General features: G+C 61.0%; 20 protein-coding genes. 13 read left to right on the top strand and 7 right to left on the bottom strand.

Going from position 1 to position 23,374, the window contains the following annotated elements:
- Positions 1-34 precede the first annotated feature (34 nt).
- The 4 genes from QK287_RS13155 to QK287_RS13140 form a co-directional block, all read right to left on the bottom strand.
- Positions 35-1,657, bottom strand: coding sequence for a hypothetical protein (locus tag QK287_RS13155; RefSeq protein WP_282360368.1), 1,623 nt, complete (start codon positions 1,655-1,657; stop codon positions 35-37).
- Positions 1,658-2,336: 679 nt separating this feature from the next.
- On the bottom strand, positions 2,337-3,020 hold the full coding sequence (locus tag QK287_RS13150) for an SGNH/GDSL hydrolase family protein (protein ID WP_282360367.1): 684 nt from the start codon (positions 3,018-3,020) through the stop codon (positions 2,337-2,339).
- A 343-nt stretch (positions 3,021-3,363) separates the two neighbouring features.
- A complete protein-coding gene (locus QK287_RS13145; RefSeq protein WP_282360366.1) occupies positions 3,364-3,900 on the bottom strand; it encodes a DUF1697 domain-containing protein in 537 nt (178 codons plus the stop codon).
- A 17-nt stretch (positions 3,901-3,917) separates the two neighbouring features.
- Positions 3,918-4,637, bottom strand: a complete 720-nt coding sequence (locus QK287_RS13140; RefSeq protein WP_226776205.1) for an IclR family transcriptional regulator — start codon at positions 4,635-4,637, stop codon at positions 3,918-3,920.
- A 126-nt stretch (positions 4,638-4,763) separates the two neighbouring features.
- On the opposite strand from QK287_RS13140, the gene leuC reads away from it, so the two are divergent.
- The 6 genes from leuC (at position 4,764) to QK287_RS13110 (ending at position 11,338) form a co-directional block, all read left to right on the top strand.
- Positions 4,764-6,218, top strand: coding sequence for a 3-isopropylmalate dehydratase large subunit (gene leuC, locus QK287_RS13135; protein ID WP_282360364.1), 1,455 nt, complete (start codon positions 4,764-4,766; stop codon positions 6,216-6,218).
- Positions 6,219-6,260: 42 nt separating this feature from the next.
- Positions 6,261-6,863 (top strand): 3-isopropylmalate dehydratase small subunit, encoded by a 603-nt coding sequence (leuD, locus tag QK287_RS13130; protein WP_282360363.1) that lies wholly within the window; start codon positions 6,261-6,263, stop codon positions 6,861-6,863.
- Positions 6,864-7,016: 153 nt separating this feature from the next.
- Positions 7,017-8,342, top strand: coding sequence for a UDP-N-acetylglucosamine 1-carboxyvinyltransferase (gene murA, locus QK287_RS13125; protein WP_253032501.1), 1,326 nt, complete (start codon positions 7,017-7,019; stop codon positions 8,340-8,342).
- Positions 8,343-8,352: 10 nt separating this feature from the next.
- Complete coding sequence (locus QK287_RS13120) at positions 8,353-9,147, top strand: lysophospholipid acyltransferase family protein (RefSeq protein ID WP_282360362.1); 795 nt, start codon at positions 8,353-8,355, stop codon at positions 9,145-9,147.
- Positions 9,144-10,196: an NAD(P)H-dependent glycerol-3-phosphate dehydrogenase gene (locus QK287_RS13115; protein ID WP_253032503.1), complete on the top strand. Its 1,053-nt coding sequence runs from the start codon at positions 9,144-9,146 to the stop codon at positions 10,194-10,196. The genes QK287_RS13120 and QK287_RS13115 overlap by 4 nt, the downstream gene beginning before the upstream one ends.
- A gap of 2 nt (positions 10,197-10,198) precedes the next feature.
- Positions 10,199-11,338 carry a D-alanine--D-alanine ligase family protein gene (locus QK287_RS13110; protein ID WP_253032504.1) on the top strand — a complete coding sequence of 380 codons (1,140 nt, stop codon included), beginning with the start codon at positions 10,199-10,201 and terminating at the stop codon, positions 11,336-11,338.
- A 72-nt stretch (positions 11,339-11,410) separates the two neighbouring features.
- On the opposite strand, the gene QK287_RS13105 is transcribed toward QK287_RS13110, so the two are convergent.
- The 3 genes from QK287_RS13105 to QK287_RS13095 all read right to left on the bottom strand — a co-directional run bounded on the left by QK287_RS13105 (position 11,411) and on the right by QK287_RS13095 (position 14,253).
- Positions 11,411-12,325, bottom strand: coding sequence for a hypothetical protein (locus QK287_RS13105; protein ID WP_282360360.1), 915 nt, complete (start codon positions 12,323-12,325; stop codon positions 11,411-11,413).
- A 550-nt stretch (positions 12,326-12,875) separates the two neighbouring features.
- Positions 12,876-13,379: a DUF3515 family protein gene (locus QK287_RS13100; RefSeq protein WP_282360359.1), complete on the bottom strand. Its 504-nt coding sequence runs from the start codon at positions 13,377-13,379 to the stop codon at positions 12,876-12,878.
- A gap of 274 nt (positions 13,380-13,653) precedes the next feature.
- Positions 13,654-14,253: a hypothetical protein gene (locus QK287_RS13095; protein WP_282360357.1), complete on the bottom strand. Its 600-nt coding sequence runs from the start codon at positions 14,251-14,253 to the stop codon at positions 13,654-13,656.
- A gap of 102 nt (positions 14,254-14,355) precedes the next feature.
- Between QK287_RS13095 and QK287_RS13090 the strand changes: the two genes are divergently transcribed.
- The 7 genes from QK287_RS13090 to wecC all read left to right on the top strand — a co-directional run bounded on the left by QK287_RS13090 (position 14,356) and on the right by wecC (position 23,359).
- Positions 14,356-14,490, top strand: a complete 135-nt coding sequence (locus QK287_RS13090; protein ID WP_282360356.1) for a hypothetical protein — start codon at positions 14,356-14,358, stop codon at positions 14,488-14,490.
- Between the two features lie 967 nt (positions 14,491-15,457).
- Positions 15,458-16,660, top strand: coding sequence for a glycosyltransferase family 4 protein (locus QK287_RS13085; protein WP_282360355.1), 1,203 nt, complete (start codon positions 15,458-15,460; stop codon positions 16,658-16,660).
- Positions 16,657-18,399, top strand: a complete 1,743-nt coding sequence (locus tag QK287_RS13080) for a glycosyltransferase family 4 protein (RefSeq protein WP_282360354.1) — start codon at positions 16,657-16,659, stop codon at positions 18,397-18,399. Before QK287_RS13085 ends, QK287_RS13080 begins: the two co-directional genes overlap by 4 nt.
- Positions 18,399-19,310 (top strand): ABC transporter permease, encoded by a 912-nt coding sequence (locus QK287_RS13075; protein ID WP_282360353.1) that lies wholly within the window; start codon positions 18,399-18,401, stop codon positions 19,308-19,310. Before QK287_RS13080 ends, QK287_RS13075 begins: the two co-directional genes overlap by 1 nt.
- Entirely contained in the window at positions 19,297-20,193 is an 897-nt protein-coding gene (locus QK287_RS13070; RefSeq protein ID WP_282360352.1) for an ATP-binding cassette domain-containing protein, read from the top strand. The genes QK287_RS13075 and QK287_RS13070 overlap by 14 nt, the downstream gene beginning before the upstream one ends.
- A gap of 194 nt (positions 20,194-20,387) precedes the next feature.
- Positions 20,388-22,097 (top strand): glycosyltransferase, encoded by a 1,710-nt coding sequence (locus QK287_RS13065; protein ID WP_282360351.1) that lies wholly within the window; start codon positions 20,388-20,390, stop codon positions 22,095-22,097.
- An 8-nt stretch (positions 22,098-22,105) separates the two neighbouring features.
- Entirely contained in the window at positions 22,106-23,359 is a 1,254-nt protein-coding gene (gene wecC / locus QK287_RS13060) for a UDP-N-acetyl-D-mannosamine dehydrogenase (RefSeq protein WP_282360350.1), read from the top strand.
- Positions 23,360-23,374 lie beyond the last annotated feature (15 nt).

Below are 23,374 nucleotides of genomic sequence, written 5' to 3'. Positions count from 1 at the left end.
GCGCGAGGAGCATGCCGCCACCAGTCGTTGACTTCTACAGCACAGCCCAAGAAGCCGCCTTGCGAATTCGCGTTTGGCCTGTTGTCTGGTCGACGCAGGACGATCCGTTGCGGCCACCAATGGAAGCCCCGTAGACCGGACCCCGATATTCATGTGTGACTTCCGTGTTGCCTGTTTGTACAGGGGGGTTGGCGTTTTCGACTGGAGCGTCTTGGTAATAAATGTCGATGTTGACATTTGTGTAAGCACCGACGTCGGTGCCAACCGTGGTTGCCGAGTTAGTTCGCCAGGCTGCCTGCCCGCGTGAACATGTGACATTGCTGATATAGACATTCTTGGTAACGGTCTGCCTCGTGTCCAACTGAATGCACTGATTGGTGGATGATGCCGAGTCGAGGAAGCCGCCGGTCACACGAATGTCGCTCACTCCGGTCAAGGAATTGTCGGTACCGTCCTTGCCGATGAACATGGTGCAAGATTTGGTGTCCCTGAAATTGGGATTGGCGATGTCGAAGTGCCTTACGCCGGACAGGTAGAGAGCGATGTGAGCCGAGTACGACTTGTTCCGTTTGCGGACGACTGGAGCTACGAGCGCTACATTCTCACAAAAACCGTAGCTGAACTGGCTGAAGGCATTGATTCCGACTGCGCTTGTGTTCGAGTCTTCGGCCAAGCAGTTGATGTAGCGAATGTTGGAGTGCCAGTGGCCCACCACTCCCAAGGCTTTGAAGGCGCCGCCGCCGGTGGAGGCGTTCCCAGGTGCGTTTCCGGGATTGCGGCTGATGCAGTTGTTGTATGTGATATCAGTGACCGAAAATCCACCACCGATCCGGTAGGAATGTTCCGGGGCGCCGTCAACAGTCCAATCGTGGAACCGAAGACCATAAGTGTTGTAGTCGGCCGTGGACTCAATAAGCAACCCGTTCATGCCGTTATACGGTCCGGCTGAGGACGCCGCCGATGTGCCCGAGACAGTGGCGCGGGGGAAGCTGACGTTGGAGACGTTGTTTTGCAAGTACACGCCGACAATGAAGTTTCGAATATCGATGTTGGCGATGCACGAGTCCGCGAGGTTCAGTATCCGAACCGGGCGCTGGAAACCCGTAACCTCCAGCCTGTCGATACAGACGTTCGTGCGGGACGCAGCCGTCACGGCTTGAGCATTGCCGATCACAACGCCATTCAGGCCTGGGGTGTCGCCTTGTGAGGACACGACGCGGAGGTGGCCGATGTGCACATTGCTGCCAGCGACATAGACGCCTTGATCTGTTGCCGTGGCGTGTCCTGGGGTCTCGACATCCAAAACGGTTGCCTTGAACCCATCGTTCGTGATCAGAGCCCAAGCGCCGATGGTGTTCTTAACTATCCTTGAGCCATTGGACACCAACGTCATGTTCTTCGGCGCGTTGATGGAGGAAGAGATGACATACGTCTTTTCCTTGCCCAATACGAGGGTCGTCCCTTGCGCAGCTGTAAATGCGCTCTGCAGCGCAGCTGTGCCCTGCGCAGTTCCGTCACCGGCGCCGGCATAGTCATCCGCCGAGATCCCGTTCCCAGTATTAGCTACAGCGGCGGGGCGAACGGCCTGTATGCCGTAAGGGGCGGCACTTAGCCCGAGACCTCCGAAAATAATGGCACTTCTCCGTGTCACTGACATGATGTTCAGCCTTTCCCCGGCTACCGGCAATCCATGGCCATATTGGACCTGCGAGGTTGGGAAAACCTGTGGCTGTATCGGCCTTAGTCGCGCATCGGCTCACGAATGCTGCCTCGATTGCTTCCACGGACGTTGCCGCCGCCGAAGTCCCGGAGTCGTCTGAGATTCTTGATATATAAGTGGATCAGGTCTCCTGGGATGGTCGACTTCCAAATTCTGCAGAGGAGTTTATGAAGCGGAAGAGAGGTAGCCCGGGCCCGACGGTCAGACAGGCGAGCGCGGGCCTCTAATGCTTGGCCAGGGCTTTGCCGACGTGTGGAGCGTTTCAGATGCAAGCCGACCGTGACGCAGAGGGAAGCTCAGCCGCGCGGGAGCGCAGCGCCACGATCCGCCCCGCTGTTCGGGCGCGCGTGAGAAGACTTGGCGCCATACCGACGTCGCACTAATTGCCGTACAGACCGTAGCCGGTTGTTTCACAGCCGCCGGCAAGTACGGCTCGTAGTGTTCTGCTGCCGGTGCTGGGTCTGGCACTCCGAGAGGATCCGGCGGACGAGTTTCAGTCGCGGTTCAGAGGTGAGATCTACTGACGTGTGGGTCAGGTAAGTCCTGGGCCTCCAAACCGGAAGCCCTAACCCTTCACATCGCTCAAGGCTGCATACAACTTCCGTCAGAACTGCACCTAGTGAACGAACTCAAGTTGGAGAATCTCTTGGGAAAGCCAGACGGCGAATGCTGATTGCCCTGCGTCGTTAAGGTGGAGTTCGTCGAAGAATAGATGAAATTTGCCATCCAAATGTTTGGCGGCATCAATCAGCGGTACACCAGTGCGTGCAGCGACTTCTCGAACCTTTTCGGCGAGGAGCGCGCGGCGAGCTAGGACTGTGTGGAATACGTCTCCCTCAAGGTGATTGTCGAGCCAAGGATCCTCCCCGCAGGCAGCGGAACGGTATGGGGAGGTTGCCAGCACAAGGTTCATTCCTAGACTACGAGATGCCCCAACGATAATTTCCAAGATTTGCGCCGTTGAATTGAATCCACGCAACATTTGTGTAGCTTCTGGGGCAATCGGCGGCATGATTGGCGCATAGCGGTCAGTCGGATGCCAGTATGTGGCAGGGGCGCCAAAAATGTGAACGTCACTCTGTGGTGCAAACAAGATCACCGTGCCGCCCGCACCCACGAGTGGGTAGACCTTGTTAATCAAAACGTTCAGCAGCTGTAGCGTCGTGGCTCCGGAATACCCCCCATTTCGGCACGAGAAGTGGAAGCCGGCTTCATCGAGCAAATTCTCCGCACGGGAGACAAACCGACTCGCTTCGGCATTAAACATCGATTCCACGAACGAATCACCGAGAAAAACCATTGCTGGGTGGTTCTGCCTGTTTGGGTTGCCAGTCTCGATGAATCCATTGTGATCAGTCCGGCAAGTGAAGGGTCCCTTAGTGAGTGAGCCATCCGTCCCCCCCCAAATACGAGGCTGACGGACTTTGCTGCTTGTCGGTTGAGGGCTGGACCTCCTTAAGGCGTATGTAGCGTCCTGTAGCCATGATGCTCCGATGAATTGTGAAGTGACGGTTCCACTGAGAGTATCGCCTGAGGCAACATGTGGAAAAGTGCCATATGAGTCACGCTTCGCGTAGCAACGCGGACTGTGCGTGTCCCCCGCATCGTTTCGGATAGGACAATCGGCCGGTCTCAAAATTAGCTCAGATACTTGCGGCGGCGTCGCGGACCTTGATCATGGTGCGCAGGTTGCGCGTGGTGGTGGAGGCCTTGTACTTCGGCTTCGCGGACAGCTTGCTGAACGGACTGTCCAGGGTGCCGCCGGCGGGTGCCAACCACGCCAAGGCTTCCGGTCCCAGCGCGGTTAGCTGTGCGCCGTCCAGGGCCTGGCCGGCCTCATGCAGCTCGGCAAGCACCCCGAGGTCCGAGCCCAGCGTGAGATAGGTATGGGTGGATGCGTCGTCCGCGGGGTAGGGGCACGCCGCCACCAGCTCGCCCACGCGGTCCGCTGGCAAAACCACCACCCAGGCGTCATAGCCAAACGCCTCCCGGAGGCAGGCCTCGAATTCCGTTTTGACGCCGGCGGCGGGCAGCTCGCTTGAGAGCACAACATTTCCGCTGGCCAGGAGCGTCTTCACGTCCGAAAACGGACGGGACGCGAGGGCCTGCTTCAGCTCGGCCATTTTTATGGTGATGCCGCCGACGTTGACCCCGCGCAGGAACACCGCATAACTGCTCATGCGCACAGCCTATGCCGCTAGTCGCTGGTTTTGCGCAGCGCCTCGGTCAGCACCCGGGCGGCGTTGCAGACCACCTCGGCGTGCAGCCGACCGGGCTGGCGGGTCAGGCGTTCAATCGGACCGGAGATCGACACTGCCGCGATCACCCGGCCGGACGGACCGCGGACGGGGGCCGAAACGGAGGCCACGCCCGGCTCGCGTTCGCCGAGGCTCTGGCCCCAGCCGCGGCGCCGAACCCCGGCCAGGACGGTGGGGGTGAAACGGGCGGCCTGCAGACCTTCAAGGAGCCGGTCATGGTCCTCCCAGGCGAGGAGCACCTGGGCGGCGGAACCGGCCTTCATGGACAGCTGGGTGCCGACGGGAATGGTGTCGCGCAGGCCGATGGGCCGTTCGGCGGAGGCCACGCAGACGCGCCACTCACCCTGCCTGCGGAAAATCTGGGCGCTCTCACCGGTGGCGTCGCGCAACTGCATCAGGACGGGCCCGGCGGAGGCGATCAGGCGGTCCTCACCGGCCGCGGAGGCCAGCTCCACGAGGCGGCTCCCGAGCACAAAGCGGCCCTGGATGTCGCGGCTCACCAGCCGGTGATGGACCAGCGCCAGCGCCAGCCGGTGCACGGTGGGCCGAGCCAGTCCCGTGGCGGCAACAAGCTGCGCCAGGGTGGTTGGGCCTGCCTCAAGTGCGTCAAGCACATGGGCGGCTTTATCGATGACACCGACTCCACTAGAATTGTCCATGTAATGATATTGCCGTCTCATTATCTGAGATGCAAGTCAACGCGCTGGCGCAGGGCGCGGGCGGGCTGATTCAGTGGTGGGAACAAGCAGTTACGTACGAAAATACCGCAGTGAAGGGAGCAGGCCGTGGCAAAGACACTGGCCGAGAAAGTCTGGGGCGCGCACGTGGTGCGCAAAGGCGACGGCGAAGGAGTCAACGCCCAGCCCGACCTTCTCTTCATTGACCTCCACCTGGTGCACGAAGTGACCTCCCCGCAGGCCTTCGAAGGGCTCCGGCTGGCCGGGCGTCCGCTTCGCCGGCCCGATCTCACCATCGCCACCGAGGACCACAACACGCCGACGCTGGACATCGACAAGCCAATTGCCGATCTCACCAGCCGCACGCAGATCCAGACCCTGCGCAACAACTGCAAGGAATTTGGTGTCCGGCTGCACTCCCTGGGGGACGCCGAACAAGGCATCGTGCATGTGGTGGGCCCGCAGCTGGGCCTCACCCAGCCTGGCATGACAGTGGTCTGCGGCGACTCGCACACCTCCACCCACGGGGCCTTCGGCGCCCTGGCGATGGGCATCGGCACCTCCGAGGTGGAACATGTGATGGCGACCCAGACGCTGTCCCTGAAGCCGTTCAAGACCATGGCCATCAACGTCGAGGGCACACTGCGCCCCGGAGTGTCCGCGAAGGACATCATCCTGGCCGTCATCGCCAAGATCGGCACCGGCGGCGGTCAGGGCTACGTGCTCGAGTACCGCGGCTCCGCAATCCGGGCACTGTCCATGGAAGCCCGGATGACCATCTGCAACATGTCCATCGAAGCCGGCGCCCGCGCCGGACTCGTCGCCCCGGACCAGACGACTTACGACTACATGTTCGGCCGTCCGCACGCACCCCAGGGCGCCGAGTGGGATGCCGCCGTCGACTACTGGAACACCCTGCGCACGGAGGATGACGCGAGCTTCGACCTCGAAGTGGACCTCGACGCCGACACCCTGGAACCGTTTGTGACCTGGGGGACCAACCCGGGCCAGGGCGTATCCTTGTCCGCGAAGGTGCCCTCGCCCGAGGACTTCGGCGACGAGAATGCCAAGGCTGCGGCGGAACGTGCGCTGCAGTACATGGGCCTGGAAGCCGGCACCCCGATGAAGGACATCCGCGTCGACACGGTGTTTTTGGGATCCTGCACCAACTCCCGGATGGAGGACCTCCGTGCGGCCGCGGACATCATCCGCGGCCGCACCAAGGACCCCAACATCCGGATGCTTGTGGTGCCCGGCTCCGCCCGCGTCCGCCTCGAGGCCGAGGCCGAGGGCCTGGACAAGGTCTTTAAGGACTTCGGCGCCGAATGGCGCTTCGCCGGCTGCTCGATGTGCCTGGGTATGAACCCGGACCAGCTGGAACCGGGGGAGCGCTGCGCCTCCACCTCGAACCGCAACTTCGAGGGCCGGCAGGGCAAGGGCGGACGCACCCACCTGGTCTCCCCGGTGGTGGCGGCCGCCACCGCCGTCCGCGGCACCCTGAGCTCGCCGTCGGACCTAGAACCTGCGCCCGGGTCCGAGGCCCTGAGCGCCGATGCCGCGTAGCTTCCGACAGTCACTGATCCACACAGCCTAGAAGGATCCGCCATGGAAAAGTTCACCACCCACACCGGAATCGGCGTCCCGCTGCGCCAAAGCAACGTCGACACGGACCAGATCATCCCCGCCGTCTACCTCAAACGCATCACGCGCACCGGTTTCGAAGATGCACTCTTTGCCGGCTGGCGCAAGGACCCGGCGTTCATCCTCAACCAGGAACCTTTTAATGCCGGTTCGGTGCTGGTGGCCGGGCCTGACTTCGGTACCGGGTCCTCCCGGGAGCACGCCGTCTGGGCACTTAAGGACTACGGCTTCAAGACCGTACTTTCCTCACGCTTCGCCGACATCTTCCGCGGCAACTCCGGCAAGCAGGGCCTGCTCGCCGCCGAACTCGCCCAGGACGACATTGAACTGATCTGGAAGGAACTGGAGAACGCGCCCGGCACCGAAGTCACCGTGGACCTTGTCTCGAAGACCGTGATCTGCGGCAATATTGTGGCCCCGTTTGAGATCGACGACTACACCCGGTGGCGCCTGCTTGAGGGTCTGGACGACATCGGGCTGACACTCAAGCACGAGGAAGACATCACCACTTTCGAGGCGACCCGTCCCGCGTTTATGCCCAAGACCTTGCCGGCCAAGATGTCCTGACACGCCGAGCCCGACGCCGGATTCGAGTCCGGTGAACGGTGTGGCTGGGAAGGTGCGGCACACCCCGTATTTCAGATCGGTAACGCAAGCTCCTATGCTTAGCAGGTGCCTTTGGAAGGTTTTGGGGGCGAGTAGTCGTGAGGAAAGCCGTATATGAGTAGTGTTCTGACAATCCGCGGAGGCGTCCCGCTGACTGGCCGCGTCACCGTTCGCGGGGCCAAGAATCTTGTCCCCAAAGCAATGGTGGCTGCCCTGCTGGGCAATGAGCCATCCGTGCTGCGCAACGTCCCCGAGATCAAGGACGTTGAGGTTGTCACCAGCCTGCTCCAACTCCACGGCGTCACGGTTGAGAAGGACCCCATCACCGGGGACCTGACCCTCGACCCGAAGGGTGCCAAAACCGCCTCGAGCACCGCCATCGACGCCCATGCCGGCGATTCACGCATCCCGATCCTGCTCTGCGGGCCCTTGATCCACGCGATCGGCGAGGCCTTTATCCCGGACCTGGGCGGCTGCAAGATCGGCGACCGGCCCATCGACTACCACCTGAACGTGCTCCGGCAGTTCGGCGCCGTGGTGGAAAAGCGTCCCGGCGGCATCCACATTTCAGCGCCGGACGGTCTCAAGGGCGCCAAGATTTCCCTGCCGTACCCCTCCGTTGGGGCCACCGAGCAGGTCCTGCTGAGCGCCACAAGGGCCGAGGGCATCACCGAGCTTTCCGGTGCTGCCACCGAGCCGGAGGTAGTGGACCTCATCGCCGTGCTGCAGAAGATGGGCGCCATCATCAGCGTCCAGACCGACCGCACCATCCGGATCGAAGGCGTCCCGGACCTTGGCGGCTACAACCACCGTGCCCTCTCGGACCGCAACGAGTCGGCCTCTTGGGCCTCAGCTGCGCTGGTGACGAAGGGGGACATCTTCGTCGAGGGTGCCACCCAGCGGGACATGATGACGTTCCTGAACACCTACCGCAAGGTCGGCGGCGGGATGGACATCGGCGACGACGGCATCCGGTTCTATCACAAAGGCGGCAAGCTCAACCCGCTGGTCCTGGAGACGGACGTGCACCCCGGGTTTATGACCGACTGGCAGCAGCCTCTGATCGTTGCGCTGACCCAGGCCGAGGGCGTGTCAATCGTGCATGAAACCGTGTACGAGAATCGTTTCGGCTTCACCGACGCGCTGATCCGGATGGGCGCCAACATCCAGGTCCACCGCGAATGCCTCGGCAGTGTGCCGTGCCGGTTTGGCCAGCGCAACTTCCTGCACTCTGCCGTCATTTCCGGCCCCACCCAGCTGACCGGTGCCGACATTGACGTCCCGGACCTGCGGGGCGGATTCAGCCACCTGATAGCGGCGCTGGCTGCGAATGGCACTTCGCGGGTCACCGGAATTGACATTATTAACCGCGGCTACGAGCGCTTCACCGAAAAGCTCGCCGGCCTGGGCGCGGACTTCGACATCACTTCAGCCGGGTAGCGGGGACCACGTGAAGGAAACCGCCAAGAGCCACACCACCTTTGTCCTTGTTGCCGGAATTGTCCGGCCCGTCATGAACCTGTTGATGCGCAAGCAATGGATCGGGCTGGAGAAGCTTCCCGCCGGCGGCTTTATCGCGGCTCCCAACCACTGCACTGAAATCGATCCGCTGGTGGTGGGGCACATGCTCTACAACCAGAAGCGGATGCCGCACTTCCTGGCCAAGGCGGGCCTTTTTAAGGTGCCGGTGCTGGGATTCGTGCTGCGCGCCACTAAACAAATCCCGGTGGAACGGTCCTCGGCTGGTGCCAACCGCTCGCTGCAGATTGCCCGGGACGTTGTGAACGAGGGCGGTGCCATTGTGATCTATCCCGAAGGAACCCTGACCCGGGATCCTGAGTTGTGGCCGATGAAGGGACACACCGGCGCGGCGCGTATGGCGCTGGAAGGCGGGATACCCGTGGTGCCCATGGCTCATTGGGGAGCCCACGAGGTCCTTCCCCGCTACGCCAAGCGGTTTCATGTCTTTCCGCGGAAGACCTCCCGCCTGGTGGTGGGCGATCCCGTGGACCTCAGCGCCTTTGCTGGGCGGCCGCTGGACAAGGCCACCCTCGCGGAGGCGACCAACGTGATCATGGACTCCGTTACGGAACTCCTGGCCACCCTCCGCGGCGGGCAGCCCCCGCTGGTCCGCTGGGATCCTTCGGCGCATAACCAGACCGCGCACGGCCGCTTCGTTGACGGTGGCGCGGCAGGCAGCCGACCCGACGCCGGGACGTCCACCGACGCGGACGGCGCCGCATGACGGCGGATGCCCGCGCCCTGTCTTCCGCTAGCCGGGTGGCTGTCCTCGGAGCCGGATCCTGGGGGACCACGTTCGCCAAGATCCTCGCAGATGCCGCCTCGGCCTCCGGCGTTGAGCGGGAAATCCGGCTGTGGGGCCGCCGCAGTGCGGTGGTGGAACAGATTAACCTGAAGCATCGCAATGAGCAGTACCTCAAGGAAATTGCGCTTCCCTCCAGCATCACCGCGTTTACCGACGTAGCAGAGGTCCTCGCCGGCGCGGAGCTGGTGGTCCTGGCCGTACCCGCGCAGACGCTGCGGCCGCAGCTGCGCGAATGGGCGGCCCTGATACCGCCGGGCGCCCTGGTGGTGTCCCTGATGAAGGGACTTGAGCTGCACTCCGATGCCCGGATGAGCGAAGTAATCTCTGCTGAACTCGGCATTCCCGCGGACCGGATCGCTGTGGTCTCCGGCCCCAACCTGGCGATGGAGATCGCCCGGGAAGAGCCCACCGCCTCGGTGGTGGCCTGCTCGGACGCGGCGGCGGCCGGCTGGATCGCGCGCAGCTGCACGGCGCCGTATTTCCGCCCGTACACCACGGCCGACGTCGTCGGCGTCGAAATCGGCGGGATCGTCAAGAACATCATCGCCCTGGCCGTCGGAATCTGTGAGGGCAAGCAAATGGGGGACAACACCAAGGCGTCGGTGATCACCCGCGGCCTCGCGGAGACCTCCAGGCTGTCCCTGGCGCTGGGCGGCGAGGCGCAGACGATGGCCGGACTGGCCGGTCTTGGCGACCTCGTGGCTACTTGTTCCTCGCCGTTGTCGCGGAACCACACGGCCGGGCGGCTGCTGGGCAGAGGCCTGACCCTGGATGAGGTGGCAGCTGAAATGACGCAAACCGCCGAGGGGATCAAGTCGGCGCAGGCCGTTCACGAGCTGGCGGGTAAACTCGGCGTCGAGATGCCAATCACCGCGGCAGTAGTTGCCGTCCTGGCCGGAAAACTGTCCGTTGATGAACTGGGGCCGCTGCTGCTGTCCCGTGATCTGAAACCTGAAGGCGATTACTGAGCGTGACTGAAGAAGAAGTGAACACAGCGGGCCCGGGCGCCCGGCCCCGAGTGGCGGTGCTGTTCGGCGGCCGGTCCAGCGAACACGCGGTCAGCTGCGTGACCGCTGCCGGCGTGCTCGGCGCCATCGACCAGGCCAAGTACGAGGTCATCCCCATCGGGATCGCCAAGTCCGGCCAGTGGGTGCTGGCCTCCGGGGACACCCGCGACTGGTCACTTTCGGCGTCCTCCCTGCCGGAAGTCGCGCCGTCGGCCCGGACGGTGGCACTGGCCGAGATCGGCGGCGAACACCAACTGATCGTGGCCGCACCGAACACTGTCCCGCAGGAGCTCGGTGCGGTGGATGTGGTGTTTCCCCTGCTGCACGGCCCGTTCGGCGAGGACGGTACCATTCAGGGTTTGCTGGAGCTTTCCGATACCCGGTACGTCGGCGCCGGTGTGCTGGCGTCCGCCGTCGGGATGGACAAGCACTTTATGAAAGTGGTGTTTGAATCCGCCGGGCTCCATGTGGGTCCCTACATCGCGGTCACGGACCGGCAGTGGCGCAATGATCCGGAGACCGTCCGCAAGCGTGTGGACCAGCTCGGCTTCCCGGTCTTCGTGAAGCCGGCACGGGCCGGCTCATCCATGGGCATCTCCAAGGTGGATTCCCTGGACGGACTGGACGCCGCAATCGAGGCCGCCCGAGAGCACGACCCGAAACTCGTCATCGAAGCGGGCATCGTGGGCCGCGAAATCGAATGCGCAGTGCTGGAAGGCCGGGGGACTGACGCTCCCCGGACGTCCATGCCGGGGGAGATTGCCGTGGCCGGCGGCGGGCATGAATTCTACGACTTCAATGCTAAGTACGTCGACGACGCCGCCGAGCTCAGCTGCCCGGCAGACCTCCCGGACGAGGCCATCGCCCGGGTCCGCGAGCTGGCCGCCGTTGCGTTCGACGCCGTCGGAGCCGAGGGACTGAGCCGGGTCGATTTCTTCTACACGCCTGAGGGCGAGCTGATCATCAACGAAATCAACACCATGCCCGGGTTCACACCGAAGAGTATGTACCCGCAGATGTGGAAAGCCTCAGGCCTGGGCTACGCGGAGCTGATCGACGAACTGATCTACCTCGCGCTGCACCGCACCACCGGCCTGCGCTAGCCAAGGCGAACCTCAACCTTGCCAATTCTCGTGAACGGCCATGCGTCGGGTTAGATCCGCGATGGGACTCGTTTATTCCCCGAGGGTAGCGGAATAAGCGGTTGGGGACCGATACGAAGACTTAAGATTCGTAACCTTTGGCGATTCCAAATCCCAGGCCGCGAGACCAAAGCCCATGATCTCGCAGTCGCCGAAAAGACTGACAGACTGCCGTACTAGGGAGGTGCCAGACGGAATGCGGACGTACTTAAAGTATCCAATACCTCGATAGCTCGAAAACTGAAAGCCGGCTTGGTTCATCGCCGCGGTATCAGGGTGCGCTGGAACCAAGCAGAGGACTATGCCCTTCGCAGATTCTGCGCCGTCGTTGCGGATCTCAAACTCGAGATCCAATTTACCGTTTCCCGGCGACTCGATCCAGGTGACTGTCTGCGTCAGAGAGCGCTTCTTCCAACCCGCGGCTTCGCGGAGGTCCCAATGCGGAACCGCGTTGGTCTGGGGCTCGTCGGTTGACGGAAGACGGACGTCGACTACCTCACAGGGAAGTTGAGACATCGCTTTGAGGGTTTGTATCATGACAGGACTTGGCTGGACGGCGTGGCCTTCGGGGCGCGGCGTTTGGTGAACGGATGTTGGTCCGACGGAGGACATGGTCGGAGCGATTGAGTTGACTGACGCCAGAAAGTCCAAGGCTTCGGAATGCGCGCTGTCCGCACGATTGGTGATGAGAGTAAATGGAGGGATCCGGCCACTGTGACGGAACCGGGCGAGGACGTTTACACGCTCGGGGTGCTTATCTTCGATGTTTCGAAGGGACGTTCCAGCGAGCGCCAGCCGCTCTACATCTGCTAGCGCTTCAGGGTCTGGATACTGCAAAAGGTCCAGTTGGGGGACCTCCGCGACCGCGCGCGCGCCCGGGAGGGAAGCGGCGATCATTAAGGCGCCGAATCCACCCATTGAACTGCCATACAAGGTGACCATGTCCATCGGGATCCCTCTGAGTTCACAGAGTTCTTCAAGGAAACCGGCAAGCTCTTTGGTTATGTCCGGCCCAGTACTGACGAACCAAGAAGCGTGTAAGGCAGGGGCGGCATGGAGCATCGGGTCGCTGAGAGATACGACATCCCATTCGTCAAATCCCGAAGCCCAAGACCACCTCGGAAAGAAGGGGACCTGGGGGTCCAAGGACCGAGGTTGCGCAGAGGGAAGTAGGCACAGCAAACGTTTGGGTTCATCAGCAAACTTGACAAACGCTTCGATTGGAAGGCCATCCGAAGTTTTTCCGTAAATAACGCGACTAATGCTCGAAAACTCAGCAGAACGGCGGACCTCGGAAAGTGGCCGACGCCCATTCCTTGCGGTATCCAGGACGGATGACATCAGCGGCCTCTACTATCCAAGTCAAGTTCAAATCAACTCAACAATGATAGCAATAAAATGCAACCCCAAAATCCGTGTTCTCACGAGAACGCGTGCTGAAAAAATTCGTGAGAAAAAGAGACGGACTCCCGTCCGGCCATCGACTCCGATGAAATTTCTACTGGCCTTGCGGGAGGTTCTGCAGGTCCGCCTGGCCCACGCAGTTCCGTGTCGCTGGCAGTTTCGATGCGGAAGACGCGAGGTCCGCGAGCACGGTGGCGGAACTGATCTTGTTCGGATCCAGCAGGATTTCGGTGGCTGGTTCCCGACCGAAGGTGGTCAGGGTCCATACCGGGTCGCCTTCCTTGATCACCCAATCGACGCCGTTCACGCTGACGCAGCGGTCCGTCGTTGGCCCGGGAACGTTAACCCCGCAGCGCAGGACCAGCAGGGACGGGTCACCCCAGGCGGCGGTGGCCTGGCTGTTGGTCTTGCGCAGCTTGGCGTCACCAATCGCATCCGGCAGTGCCACCATCATGGGGGCGCACGCGGGGTCGGCAGCATCCTTGGCGGGCGCGACGTCCACTACCGGGGAGCATGCGCTCAGCAGAACCCCCGCGATGGCCGCCGCGGCAAGAATTCGGAGCGGACGTGCCGGGGCCGGGAAACGGAAGTGCAGCATTGGTTAAGCCTATCCCGGTGTAGGGGGTCGCTTGGAACCGAGAGATTCTGGAGTCGGTGACACCCTTGGCCAAGATACTTCTGTCCGCTGAGGTAAGAGTTGGGAAGCAACTTAACAGTCTTTGTCGCCGAAAATGGGGCTCCTTCTGATGTGCCCCGGCGAACCCGGACGAAGACGAATTGAACTCCGCGGAATGTGCTCCTCGGCGTCGTGGCGTCGGTTCTCGTTGCGGCCACAGGAGCAGGGGTTTCAGCCTCTAACGTGGCCAGCAGCTTCAACTCAAAGTCCCAGAAAATGGAACAGGCGGTCCCCGCAGATGCTGCACGGCCCGCTTAAGTGCAGACAGGTGCACCAACTTCTTGCTCCTGGCAAGCGACAGCCGCTCCTCGGCGTAGGGGTCAGCTGAAGCCGAAGACTCACCAGACCAGCGATCCGACACCATGATGTGGGTCCACATCCCGCGCACCACGAGACCATTCACATGTTGTCGATCATGCGCGACACCTGGGTAGATGCCCGGACATGGTGAGGCCAAGATGAATTCCGCCATTGCATTGGGCGGCATTCCATTGGTGGTGCAGACCTTTTCGGGGATGTTCGCCACCAGACTCGCCACGTGGCCGTCATTGACTTTGAAGGGCTTTAATGCGACGACGGATGCCCTGGGCGGGGTCAACATCAACGTACCCGCGGCATTTAGCACGCAGAAGTTCACCTTCCCAGAGGCCAAGCAGCAACCGGCGGCGAAAAGGCGCTTGCCTTCGTCCGGGGGCGCACAGCGTTCAGCGACGGTGACGATCAGCGCGTCAAGAGCCAACAGCTCTTCCTGAAAGCATTCACGACCAAATTCCTTCCGGCGGAGACCCTGACCCACCTCAGAAAATCTGGAGCCTGGTGGATACCGTCTCGCCCTAAATCAGCGCCGCGACGCCGCTGCGGCCCTGGCGATCGGCTCCGCGACGTCCGGGGTTCAGATGTGGGCAGCTTCACTCTGCCGACCCTGTGGATTGGCACCTCGAACGAAGGCCAGACAATTGTCCTCCGCGGCGACGCGGCTATCGAGGCGATAGGCAAGGCGCTGGCCGACGATTCTTTCGTTTACTGCGTGTAAGGCGCCGGAGTCCCTAGTAAGCGCTAGGCGGACAGGTGCGGGTGGCGCTAGCGATGTAGAGTGCGGCCGCAGGGCTACGCGAACAGGTATGATTACACGTTGGCGTTACTATCTCACTGCGGCGCCTAATCAAGGTTCGAGGACCAACACCACAACGTAGCGAACCGGATTGGCTTTGGGGGAGCACTTGAAGACATCACATGGGGCACGCCCCCGGCGTTTATCTGCGACTGGGCCGGCAACGGCTTCCGCGCTGACGGCCGCGCTTATCGTAACTTTGAGTCTGGGTGCGCCCGCGGCTCACGCCGAAGATGCCACCTCTCCGGATCCCGTCCAGACTATCGTCGTGTCCCCTCCTGTGATGGTGCCGCCCCTGGAGCCCCCAACATCAAATCCAGTCGCACCACCCACGGATGACACATCGACGCCGCCGGCCATCGGACTGCCCCCGCCGCCCGCCGCCACGGAACTGCCAGCCACAGGGGTCCCCGTAGCTCCGCCATCCGCCGAAGTGTCACCCCAAGTCTCCGTTGCACCGCCGGCAGTGGAAGGTCCTGGCGTTGGATCGGTTGCACCAATGCTTTTCCCCGTAGCTCCCGACCAGTCCTTAGCCCAGCAGGACAATCTGCAGTTGACCCCCGAGCCGCCAGCGGCAAGCATTGCACCATCAGCTACAGCTACAGCTACAGCTACAGCCACCGTGTCTGCGGCCGGGAGGGACGAGCCGGCAGCTCCCGAAGCTGGGACGGAGATTCAAGCTGCCGTGGTCGCGGCAACAGGTAGTCCATTCACTATCCAACTGCTGACTGTCCTTGCGCTATTGGGCGCGGGACTGGCCTATTTCCGGGCTTTGGGGTCCAAAGGCTTCCGCCCTGCCGCTAAGACCGGGAAATAGGCCGGCATGCAGCAGGACCGAGTCCTCATGCTCGAACAAGACGACACGGCCGCCAGGGCCCGGGGGGCGCGCGTGACACTTCTCGCTCACTCGTACTGGCCGGAGAACAGCCCCCCTCAGCGACGCTGGACGGCCCTGCTGAGGGAATTCTGCGCGTTTGGCTGGGAATTTGATGTGGTTACCCCGGTGGCGCACTTCCCAGCGGGCCGGCGCGAGCTTCCCCGCGAAATTGCCGGCAGTGCCTTCCGGAGGCAGGAAGGTCAGTTCACCGAGCTGATCAGGCGGGTACCGTACTTGCCGCACGGCAACTCGCACCTGGCTAGACTGTTTGACCAGTGTTTTTCAGCCGCACTGTCGGTGCCCTTGGGTCTGCTGACGCGGCGGCCCGACGTGGTGATCGTCACTGCGCCGAGCCTGCCGATCCTTGCCGCGGGTTATCTGCTGGCCCGGCTACGGCGGGTTCCCCTGATTGTGGAAATGCGCGACGCCTGGCCAGACCTGGCCCGGGATTCCCGGATGGTGCGCGGTCGCGTCAAGAGCGTGGTTGAAACGGCGGTGGAGTTTGTCCAAAAGCATGCCGATCTGGTGGTGACGGTAACAGAGGGATTCGCCCACACATTGCGCTCCCGTGGGTTGCAAAACGTCGCGACTGTGAGCAACGGACTCCACGTTGACACCATCCCTGTGATGGGACCCCCGGCGCCGGAGCGGGATGTGTTTGAAGCGCTCTACCTCGGAAACCACGGCGAAAGCCAGCGGCTAGACGTGGCAATCCGGGCCAGCGCCCTGGTGGGTGATGCCATGCGCCTGCACCTGGTGGGACACGGAACCCAGAGCCCGGCGTTGGAAAAACTGGCAGCAGAACTTGGAGCGCCCGTAACATTCCACCCGCCGTTGCATGGCCAGGACGTGATGGACCGCTATGCCTCGGCGGACACTTGCATCGTCTCGCTGCGCGATGACTGGAAGTCTTTCGAGACCACCATCCCGTCCAAGACCTACGAGGTTCTGGCCGTCGGCCGCCATGTAACGGCCGTCGTCAAAGGTGAGGCAGCCCGCATCATTGAGGACGCTGAGGCCGGCGATATCGTGCCCAGCAACCCTGAGGCCGTGGCCGCGCTATGGCGTGAACTGGCCGCCGACCGCTCCCGGCTGGTCCGTTCCGAGGCCAGCCGCCAATGGGTGAAGGAGCACGCAGACTATACGCAGCTGGCGGCGAGGTACATGGAACTCATTTCAGAACTCTTGGTGAAATCGCCAACAACGCAACGATGATCCAGCTCTTTAGAAACCTGCGCATGGCGGTCGGTGTGGCCGGAGCGCACTTGACAGACGATCCAGTCCTGCTTCTTCAGCAAATCTCCCGCAGGCTCCCGGCAAGGGTGGTTCAGCCTTTGGCGGCTGGGATGGGAATGATCGCCCGGCCGCGGTCAACGGCCGTGCCGGTGCTGCTGGCCGCGCTGCTCAGGGGCGACGCCGGCGACCTCGGGCGCCGTCTCAACCTCGCCGTGGACGGAAATCCGAGCAAGGCTCGCGCCGGGCACCTGACGGATATCGCGGTCGCCGCGAACTTACCCGAACTCGCCGATCGATTTCTAGCGATGACGGAAGGCACGCCTCGGCTTAAGCGTGCTCTGGCGCGGCGGTTCTGGTACGACGGCGCACTCACGGCCGGTATTGATTCTCTGAATGGTGCGGGGCGAGGTGGCCGCCGCCAGCTGGCTCATTTTTCGGCCGAGGCGTCTGTTCTTGAGGACTGGACCCCGGTCCTTGAAAGGCGGAGCTATGAGCCGGTGCGGGGAAGGGTTCTACATCTGCTAACGAACTCCCTGCCGCACACGGCAAGCGGCTATGCGCAACGCTCACATTCAATCCTGCGCGCCCAGCAGGATGCGGGTTGGGAAGTCATGGCCGTTACGAGGATCGGCTACCCGGTCCAAGTAGGCAAGTTGCTTGCCAAGTCACTGGATCTGGTGGACGATGTCAGTTACCGACGCCTGCTCCCTTCCAAGCTGGCAGCTACTGCCGATGCTCGGCTCCAGCAGCAGGCAGAGGAGTTGCTCAACGTCGCCCTAGAGTTCAAGCCGAGTGTTCTGCACACCACCACGCACTACATCAATGGGCTGGTGGTCCGCGCAGTGGCAGAGGCGCTCGGCATTCCTTGGGTATATGAGGTCCGCGGACAGCTCGCGGATACCTGGGCGTCCAGCAGGGGCCCGGCGGCCCGTGAGAGCGAAAAGTACCGGCTGTTCCAGAAACGGGAAGTCGAGATCATGCAGGACGCCGACTTGGTGGTGACCCTTGGGGAAACCATGAAGGCAAATATTATTGCGGCCGGAGTTCCGTCGCGGAACATTCTGATTGCTCCCAACGCCGTCGGGGAGGGCTTCCTTCAGGAGCCCCCGAGCGCTGCCGCCGCTCGTTGTGAGATCGGCCTCCCAGCAGAGGGACAGTTCATCGGAACCGTTAGTAGCTTGGTACCCTATGAAGGGATTGACGACCTCATCGGTGCCTTTTGCCTGTTAGCACGGAGCAATCTTCATCTGCGACTACTGATTGTGGGCGACGGCGCTTCTATGCCGTCGTTGGTTGAACAGGCACAGCAGAGCGGCTTTGGCCCCCGTATCCTGTTTACGGGCCGCGTTTCCCGCGATGAAGCGATCCGGTACCACCAGTCCTTGGACGTTTTTGTGGTTCCCCGCAAGGATCTTGAAGTCACGCGGTCGGTGACGCCGCTGAAGCCTGTTGAGGCATTGGCTTGCGGCCGTCCCGTAGTTGCCAGCAGGCTGCCTGCCCTGGAAGAGATCGTTCGAGACCAAGTGAATGGGTTGCTGGTATCAGCCGAAAGCCCGGAAAGTCTGGCGGCCGCCTTGGGGCGAATATTGGCGGACGAACCGTCCCGTCAGGCCATGGGGCGAGCAGGACGGGAGGACGTTCTGAGAACCCGAACTTGGGCCGCTAACGCACAGTTGCTGGTTGCGGCCTACCATCATTTGGAACATGAAGAGTACTGATGAACGACGAGGAGAACCAGCGAGTGTCCGCAGATACGGCATCCATTCCCGCCCCCGTGGCTGTGCAGCCACTGTCCGTCGATCTGCGAAAGCTAACACGAGTCGGATCGAGGCCCTCCTTTCTTGACTATCTGGTGCAAGTCTGGAACTTCCGCCAGTTTATTTTCTATGACGCAAGGGCGCGGGTCCGCAGCGGTACTAGACGGGACCGACTAGGCAGCGCGTGGCTGCTGCTGAATCCGGTTTTCAATGGGCTCACCTATTACATAATTTTTGGTATTCTGCTCCAGACCAGCGGGGGGATAGAAAACTATATAGGCTACCTGGTTACTGGTATCTTTGTCTTCCAGTTCAGTGCGGGGGCAATAACGTCCGTCGCACGGTCCGTTCAAAGCAACCGGTCCGTAATCCAAGCGTTTAACTTTCCCCGCGCCGCGCTTCCAATTGGTGCGAATCTACGTGAGGAGCTTTCGGGGGTCCCACTGATAATCGCGATGCTGCTGATTGTGGTCGTGCTGCCGCCAGTCGAGTTAATTGGGCCTTTGTGGCTTCTGATCATTCCAGCCTTGGCCCTTATGTCAGTCTTCAACCTTGGCATTGGTCTGATTCTCGCGCGGATAATATCGCGCGTAAATGACGTATCGCACCTTCTGCCCTTTACAATTCGCTTGTGGATGTATGGCTCTGCCATTTTCTACTCGTACGATCGTTTTATCACTCATCCCGTACTACTAGAACTTGTGAAATTGAACCCCCTATTCAACGTGATCAATATCGTGAGAGATTGTGTTCTCTACAACAGGCTACCGGAGTGGCAATCGTGGGCAGCCCTCGCGGTTTTCGCCCTCGGTTCCCTTATGGTTGGCCTCGTATTCTTTTGGCAGGGGGAGGAAAACTATGGCCGCGACTGAGGATACGGTCTTCCTCGACGGGAACCCTTGCGTGGTCCTCGACTCGGTGAGGATGAGCTATACGGTTTCTTCCACTGCGGTTTCTCCTCTCGATGATGCACCTCTGTTTCGTCGTATTCTCAACAAGAGCCTTGGGCGCCAGAGCAATGTTCGAGTTGATGCACTCAATGAACTCTCGCTTGTTGTGGAGCGCGGAGAGTCTGTTGGCATCATCGGCCGCAATGGTTCAGGCAAGAGCACGATGATGAAGCTGATCAGCGGTCAGGAGAGCGCAACCTCTGGGGCCGTGTACGCATCTAGCACTCCCATTATGCTCGGTGTGAATGCTGCCTTGGTGCCCGATCTTTCTGGGGATCAGAATGTAATTCTCGGGTGCTTGGCCATGGGGATGGAAAGGTCGGTGATCGATGAGAAGTTCGACAGTATTGTCGAACTCTCCGGGTTGGAAAAGTCAATTCATCTACCGATGAAGTCGTATTCCTCTGGGATGGGGTCCCGACTTCGATTCGCTATTGCGGCGGCCGTGAACCCCGAGATCTTGCTCGTGGATGAGGCTTTGAACACCGGCGACGCACAGTTCGTGGATCGAAGCCGTAAACGCATGGACGAGCTTCGGCGGAATGCTGGATGCGTGTTTTTGGTGAGCCACAGCCTCTCAACAATTGAAGACATGTGCTCTAGAACTATCTGGATTGATCAGGGCGATCTGATTATGGATGGGGAGCCAAAGGAGACTACGCGCGCTTATAAGGACTTCACAGATCAGCTTGCCAAAGGCAACAACAAATCTGCGGCAAAGCTAAAAGCTGAGGCGCGCTCCAAACTCACCCTCACCGAGATCCGCCCGCGGGTGCAGGGCCGGCGCGTTGGGTCATCATCGTGAGGTCCTTCCGGCAGGTACGAGCTGCTCTCTGGCACTTTCGTCAAGGAGGCTTCAGCCAGATGCGTCAGTGGCAACTCCGGCGTTTGGCCGAAGCCGGCCAGCATGTCCCGGCCAATATCAGAGGAGCGGAAGGCGGTTGGCGGGGCAGGGGCCAGCGACGCCGACTGACCTTCGTCCCTTTCGAGATGCCAACGATGAAGCCGCGTCGAGAAGACCTGCGTGTTGGGGTTATACTCGATGATTTCTCGCAGGCAGCTTTCGGCTTCGAGTGGAACATGGTGCCACTGTCGCGCACCGGGTGGCGTGGAGTGCTCGAATCGTTCCCAGTGGACTTCCTATTTGTTGAATCTGCGTGGAACGGCAACGGCGGCGAGTGGCAGCACCAGTTGACCGGAACCTCTGGCCCAAAGCAGGACTTCTTGGCCTTGTTGGAGTGGTGTCGGGACAACGGGATACCAACCGTCTTCTGGAATAAGGAAGATCCTCCACACTACGGTGACTTCTTGGCAGCTTCAAGGTTGTTCGACGCTGTCTTCACGAGCGACTCCAACATGGTTCCTGATTACCGCGAGGCGCTGGGTCACGACAAGGTTGCTGTCCTCCCCTTCGCGGCGCAGCCTGCCTTGCACAACCCGATCCGACCCCGGCACGGGTTCCATTCCCGCGGCGTCGCCTTTGCTGGCATGTACTTTCTTCACAAGTATCCGGAACGGCGTCAACAGATGGAAATGCTCCTGGGAGGGGCGTCCGATGCGGCCGAGAAGGACGGATTCAAACTTGAGATCTTTTCGCGACAGCTGGGCGGCGACCCCAACTATCAATTCCCTGCGCCATTTAGTAAAAGCGTCGTGGGGACGTTGACATACCCCAAGATGCTAACTGCATACCGCTCGTACAAGGTCTTCCTCAACGTCAACTCCGTCGTAGATTCACCGAGCATGTGCGCGCGGAGAGTATTTGAGATCACCGCGAGCGGTACCCCCGTCGTTAGCTCCCCATCCGAGGCAATTCAGCATCTGTTTTCGCCCGATGAGGTGCTTATTGCGGCTACCCGTGCCGAGTCGGAAGCCCAGATTCGTGTCCTGGCCGCAAATGCGGACTACAGGGACAGGGTTGTGCACAAAGCTCAGCGTCGGATCTGGTCCGGTCACACCTATGCCCATAGGGCTGAACAGGTCGTTGCGGCGATACTTCCGGAGCGCGTGAGACCACCCGTACTGTCGCCTGTCAGTGCCCTGGTTAGCACTTTCAGGCCACACCAGCTAGAACATGTCTTTCAGACTGCCGGGTCACAGCGCGGAGTGAACCTTGAACTGGTAGTGCTTACACACGGATTCGAGGTTCCCCTAGACAAGCTCGCGGACCTCGCCCAACGCCACGGCGTTCATAATTACATTGCACTTTCGGCTCCACGGGAACTGACGTTGGGGGAGTGCTTAAACCTTTGTGTGGCGGCGTCGTCAGGGAAGATCTTGTCGAAGTTTGACGACGACGACTTCTATGGTCCGGACTACATTCTGGACATGCTTCATACACTCGCCTTTTCGAAGGCGGCCGTGGTCGGAAAACAAGCCCACTATATGCACTTTCTGACTAACCAGGTGACTATTCTCCGCTCATCGGACAAAGAGCACAGCTTCAGCCGCCTAGTCGCTGGGCCCACCATCACAGCAGCGCGTGCCGTGTTCGAAGATAACCCTTTTGAGGCAAGAAACCGCGGCGAAGACACTCGATTTCTGCAGTCTGTTGCCGTCAGCGGCGGGGCGATTTACTCGACGGACCGTTTCAACTACTGCCAGATAAGGCGGGGGACCGGCCACACCTGGGACATAGCCGACGAAGAACTTCTCACGTCCGGACCTATCAAGTTTTTTGGCAGTCCAATTGAAAACATCATCATCTAGGGGATTTAGTGAACAGCATCAAACGTGTTGCAGTCATTGGTTTGGGCTATATCGGATTGCCCACCGCGGCCATTCTGGCCACGAACGGACTTCAGGTTATCGGTGTCGACGTCAACCGGGGAACGGTTGACGCTGTCAATCGCGGCGAAGTTCCATTTGTTGAACCGGACCTCGGGATCCATGTGGCAGGCGCTGTGAGTCAAGGCAAGCTCCGGGCCACCGACCAAACTCCCAAGGCTGACGCCTACATCGTTGCGGTGCCGACGCCATTCAAAGGTGACAGGTCAGCTGACCTCAGTTACATCGAGGCGGCAGCCCGTGGGATTGCACCGCAGCTTGAGGGCGGCGAGCTCATAATCCTAGAGTCGACATCTCCTCCGAGGGCAACACGGCACCTAGGCGAATACATCCTTAGTCTCCGTCCAGACCTCTCACTCGACGGTGTCGATGGGAAGCCGGCGATCCTGCTGGCCCATTGTCCCGAACGAGTTTTGCCGGGTCGCGTGATGATTGAACTGGTCACAAATGATCGGATTGTCGGTGGAGTTACCCCGGAGGCAGCTGAGCTTGCCAAGAGTCTCTATACGACCTTCTGTCAAGGGGAGATTCATGTCACCGACGATGTGACGGCCGAGATGGCGAAGCTCGTGGAGAACTCCTATAGGGACGTAAACATCGCCTTCGCTAACGAGCTCTCCGTCATCAGCGACGGTTTAGGCATCGACGTCTGGGAATTGATCACTTTGGCTAACCACCATCCGAGGGTCAACATACTTCAGCCAGGGCCCGGAGTCGGGGGGCATTGCATTGCGGTCGATCCATGGTTCATTGTGGCTGAAGCACCGGAGCATGCGAAACTAATCAGAACCGCCCGTATGGTCAACGACGCGAAACCGCTCTGGGTCGTCGACAAGGTCCTCAACGCCTTGCGTGCTGCTCCAGCTGGCACTGAGGTGGCTGTCCTGGGCCTCGCCTTCAAGGCGAATATTGATGACTTGCGGGAATCGCCCGCGATAGAGGTCACGAGACTGATCTCCCAGGCTGCAGCGGGGACCCAACTGAACGTCGTTGAACCTCACGTCGAAGAGCTTCCGCGTCAGCTACAATTCCTCGAGAACGTGAAATTGACAGGACTTACTGACGCGCTGAGCAACTCTGGTGTTGTTCTCGTGCTTGTCGACCACGATGATTTCAAAGCGATTGATCTGACCGACCTCGAGAACAAGCGCCTTATTGATACCCGAGGAATTCTTTCGGTGTGATCACCGACGAGCGGC

Source organism: Arthrobacter sp. AL05 (assembly GCF_029960715.1).
GTDB lineage: Bacteria > Actinomycetota > Actinomycetes > Actinomycetales > Micrococcaceae > Arthrobacter.
The sequence above is the reverse complement of the archived record's forward strand: the minus strand, read 5'-3'. Positions and strand labels throughout refer to the sequence as shown.

Coding starts and splice junctions, on each gene's coding strand:
- QK287_RS13155 (WP_282360368.1), bottom strand. CDS start 1,657: ATGTCAGTGACACGGAGAAGTGCCATTATTTTCGGAGGTCTCGGGCTA.
- QK287_RS13150 (WP_282360367.1), bottom strand. CDS start 3,020: ATGGTTTTTCTCGGTGATTCGTTCGTGGAATCGATGTTTAATGCCGAA.
- QK287_RS13145 (WP_282360366.1), bottom strand. CDS start 3,900: ATGAGCAGTTATGCGGTGTTCCTGCGCGGGGTCAACGTCGGCGGCATC.
- QK287_RS13140 (WP_226776205.1), bottom strand. CDS start 4,637: ATGGACAATTCTAGTGGAGTCGGTGTCATCGATAAAGCCGCCCATGTG.
- leuD (WP_282360363.1), top strand. CDS start 6,261: ATGGAAAAGTTCACCACCCACACCGGAATCGGCGTCCCGCTGCGCCAA.
- murA (WP_253032501.1), top strand. CDS start 7,017: ATGAGTAGTGTTCTGACAATCCGCGGAGGCGTCCCGCTGACTGGCCGC.
- QK287_RS13115 (WP_253032503.1), top strand. CDS start 9,144: ATGACGGCGGATGCCCGCGCCCTGTCTTCCGCTAGCCGGGTGGCTGTC.
- QK287_RS13105 (WP_282360360.1), bottom strand. CDS start 12,325: ATGGACATGGTCACCTTGTATGGCAGTTCAATGGGTGGATTCGGCGCC.
- QK287_RS13100 (WP_282360359.1), bottom strand. CDS start 13,379: ATGCTGCACTTCCGTTTCCCGGCCCCGGCACGTCCGCTCCGAATTCTT.
- QK287_RS13080 (WP_282360354.1), top strand. CDS start 16,657: ATGATCCAGCTCTTTAGAAACCTGCGCATGGCGGTCGGTGTGGCCGGA.
- QK287_RS13075 (WP_282360353.1), top strand. CDS start 18,399: ATGAACGACGAGGAGAACCAGCGAGTGTCCGCAGATACGGCATCCATT.
- QK287_RS13070 (WP_282360352.1), top strand. CDS start 19,297: ATGGCCGCGACTGAGGATACGGTCTTCCTCGACGGGAACCCTTGCGTG.
- QK287_RS13065 (WP_282360351.1), top strand. CDS start 20,388: ATGAAGCCGCGTCGAGAAGACCTGCGTGTTGGGGTTATACTCGATGAT.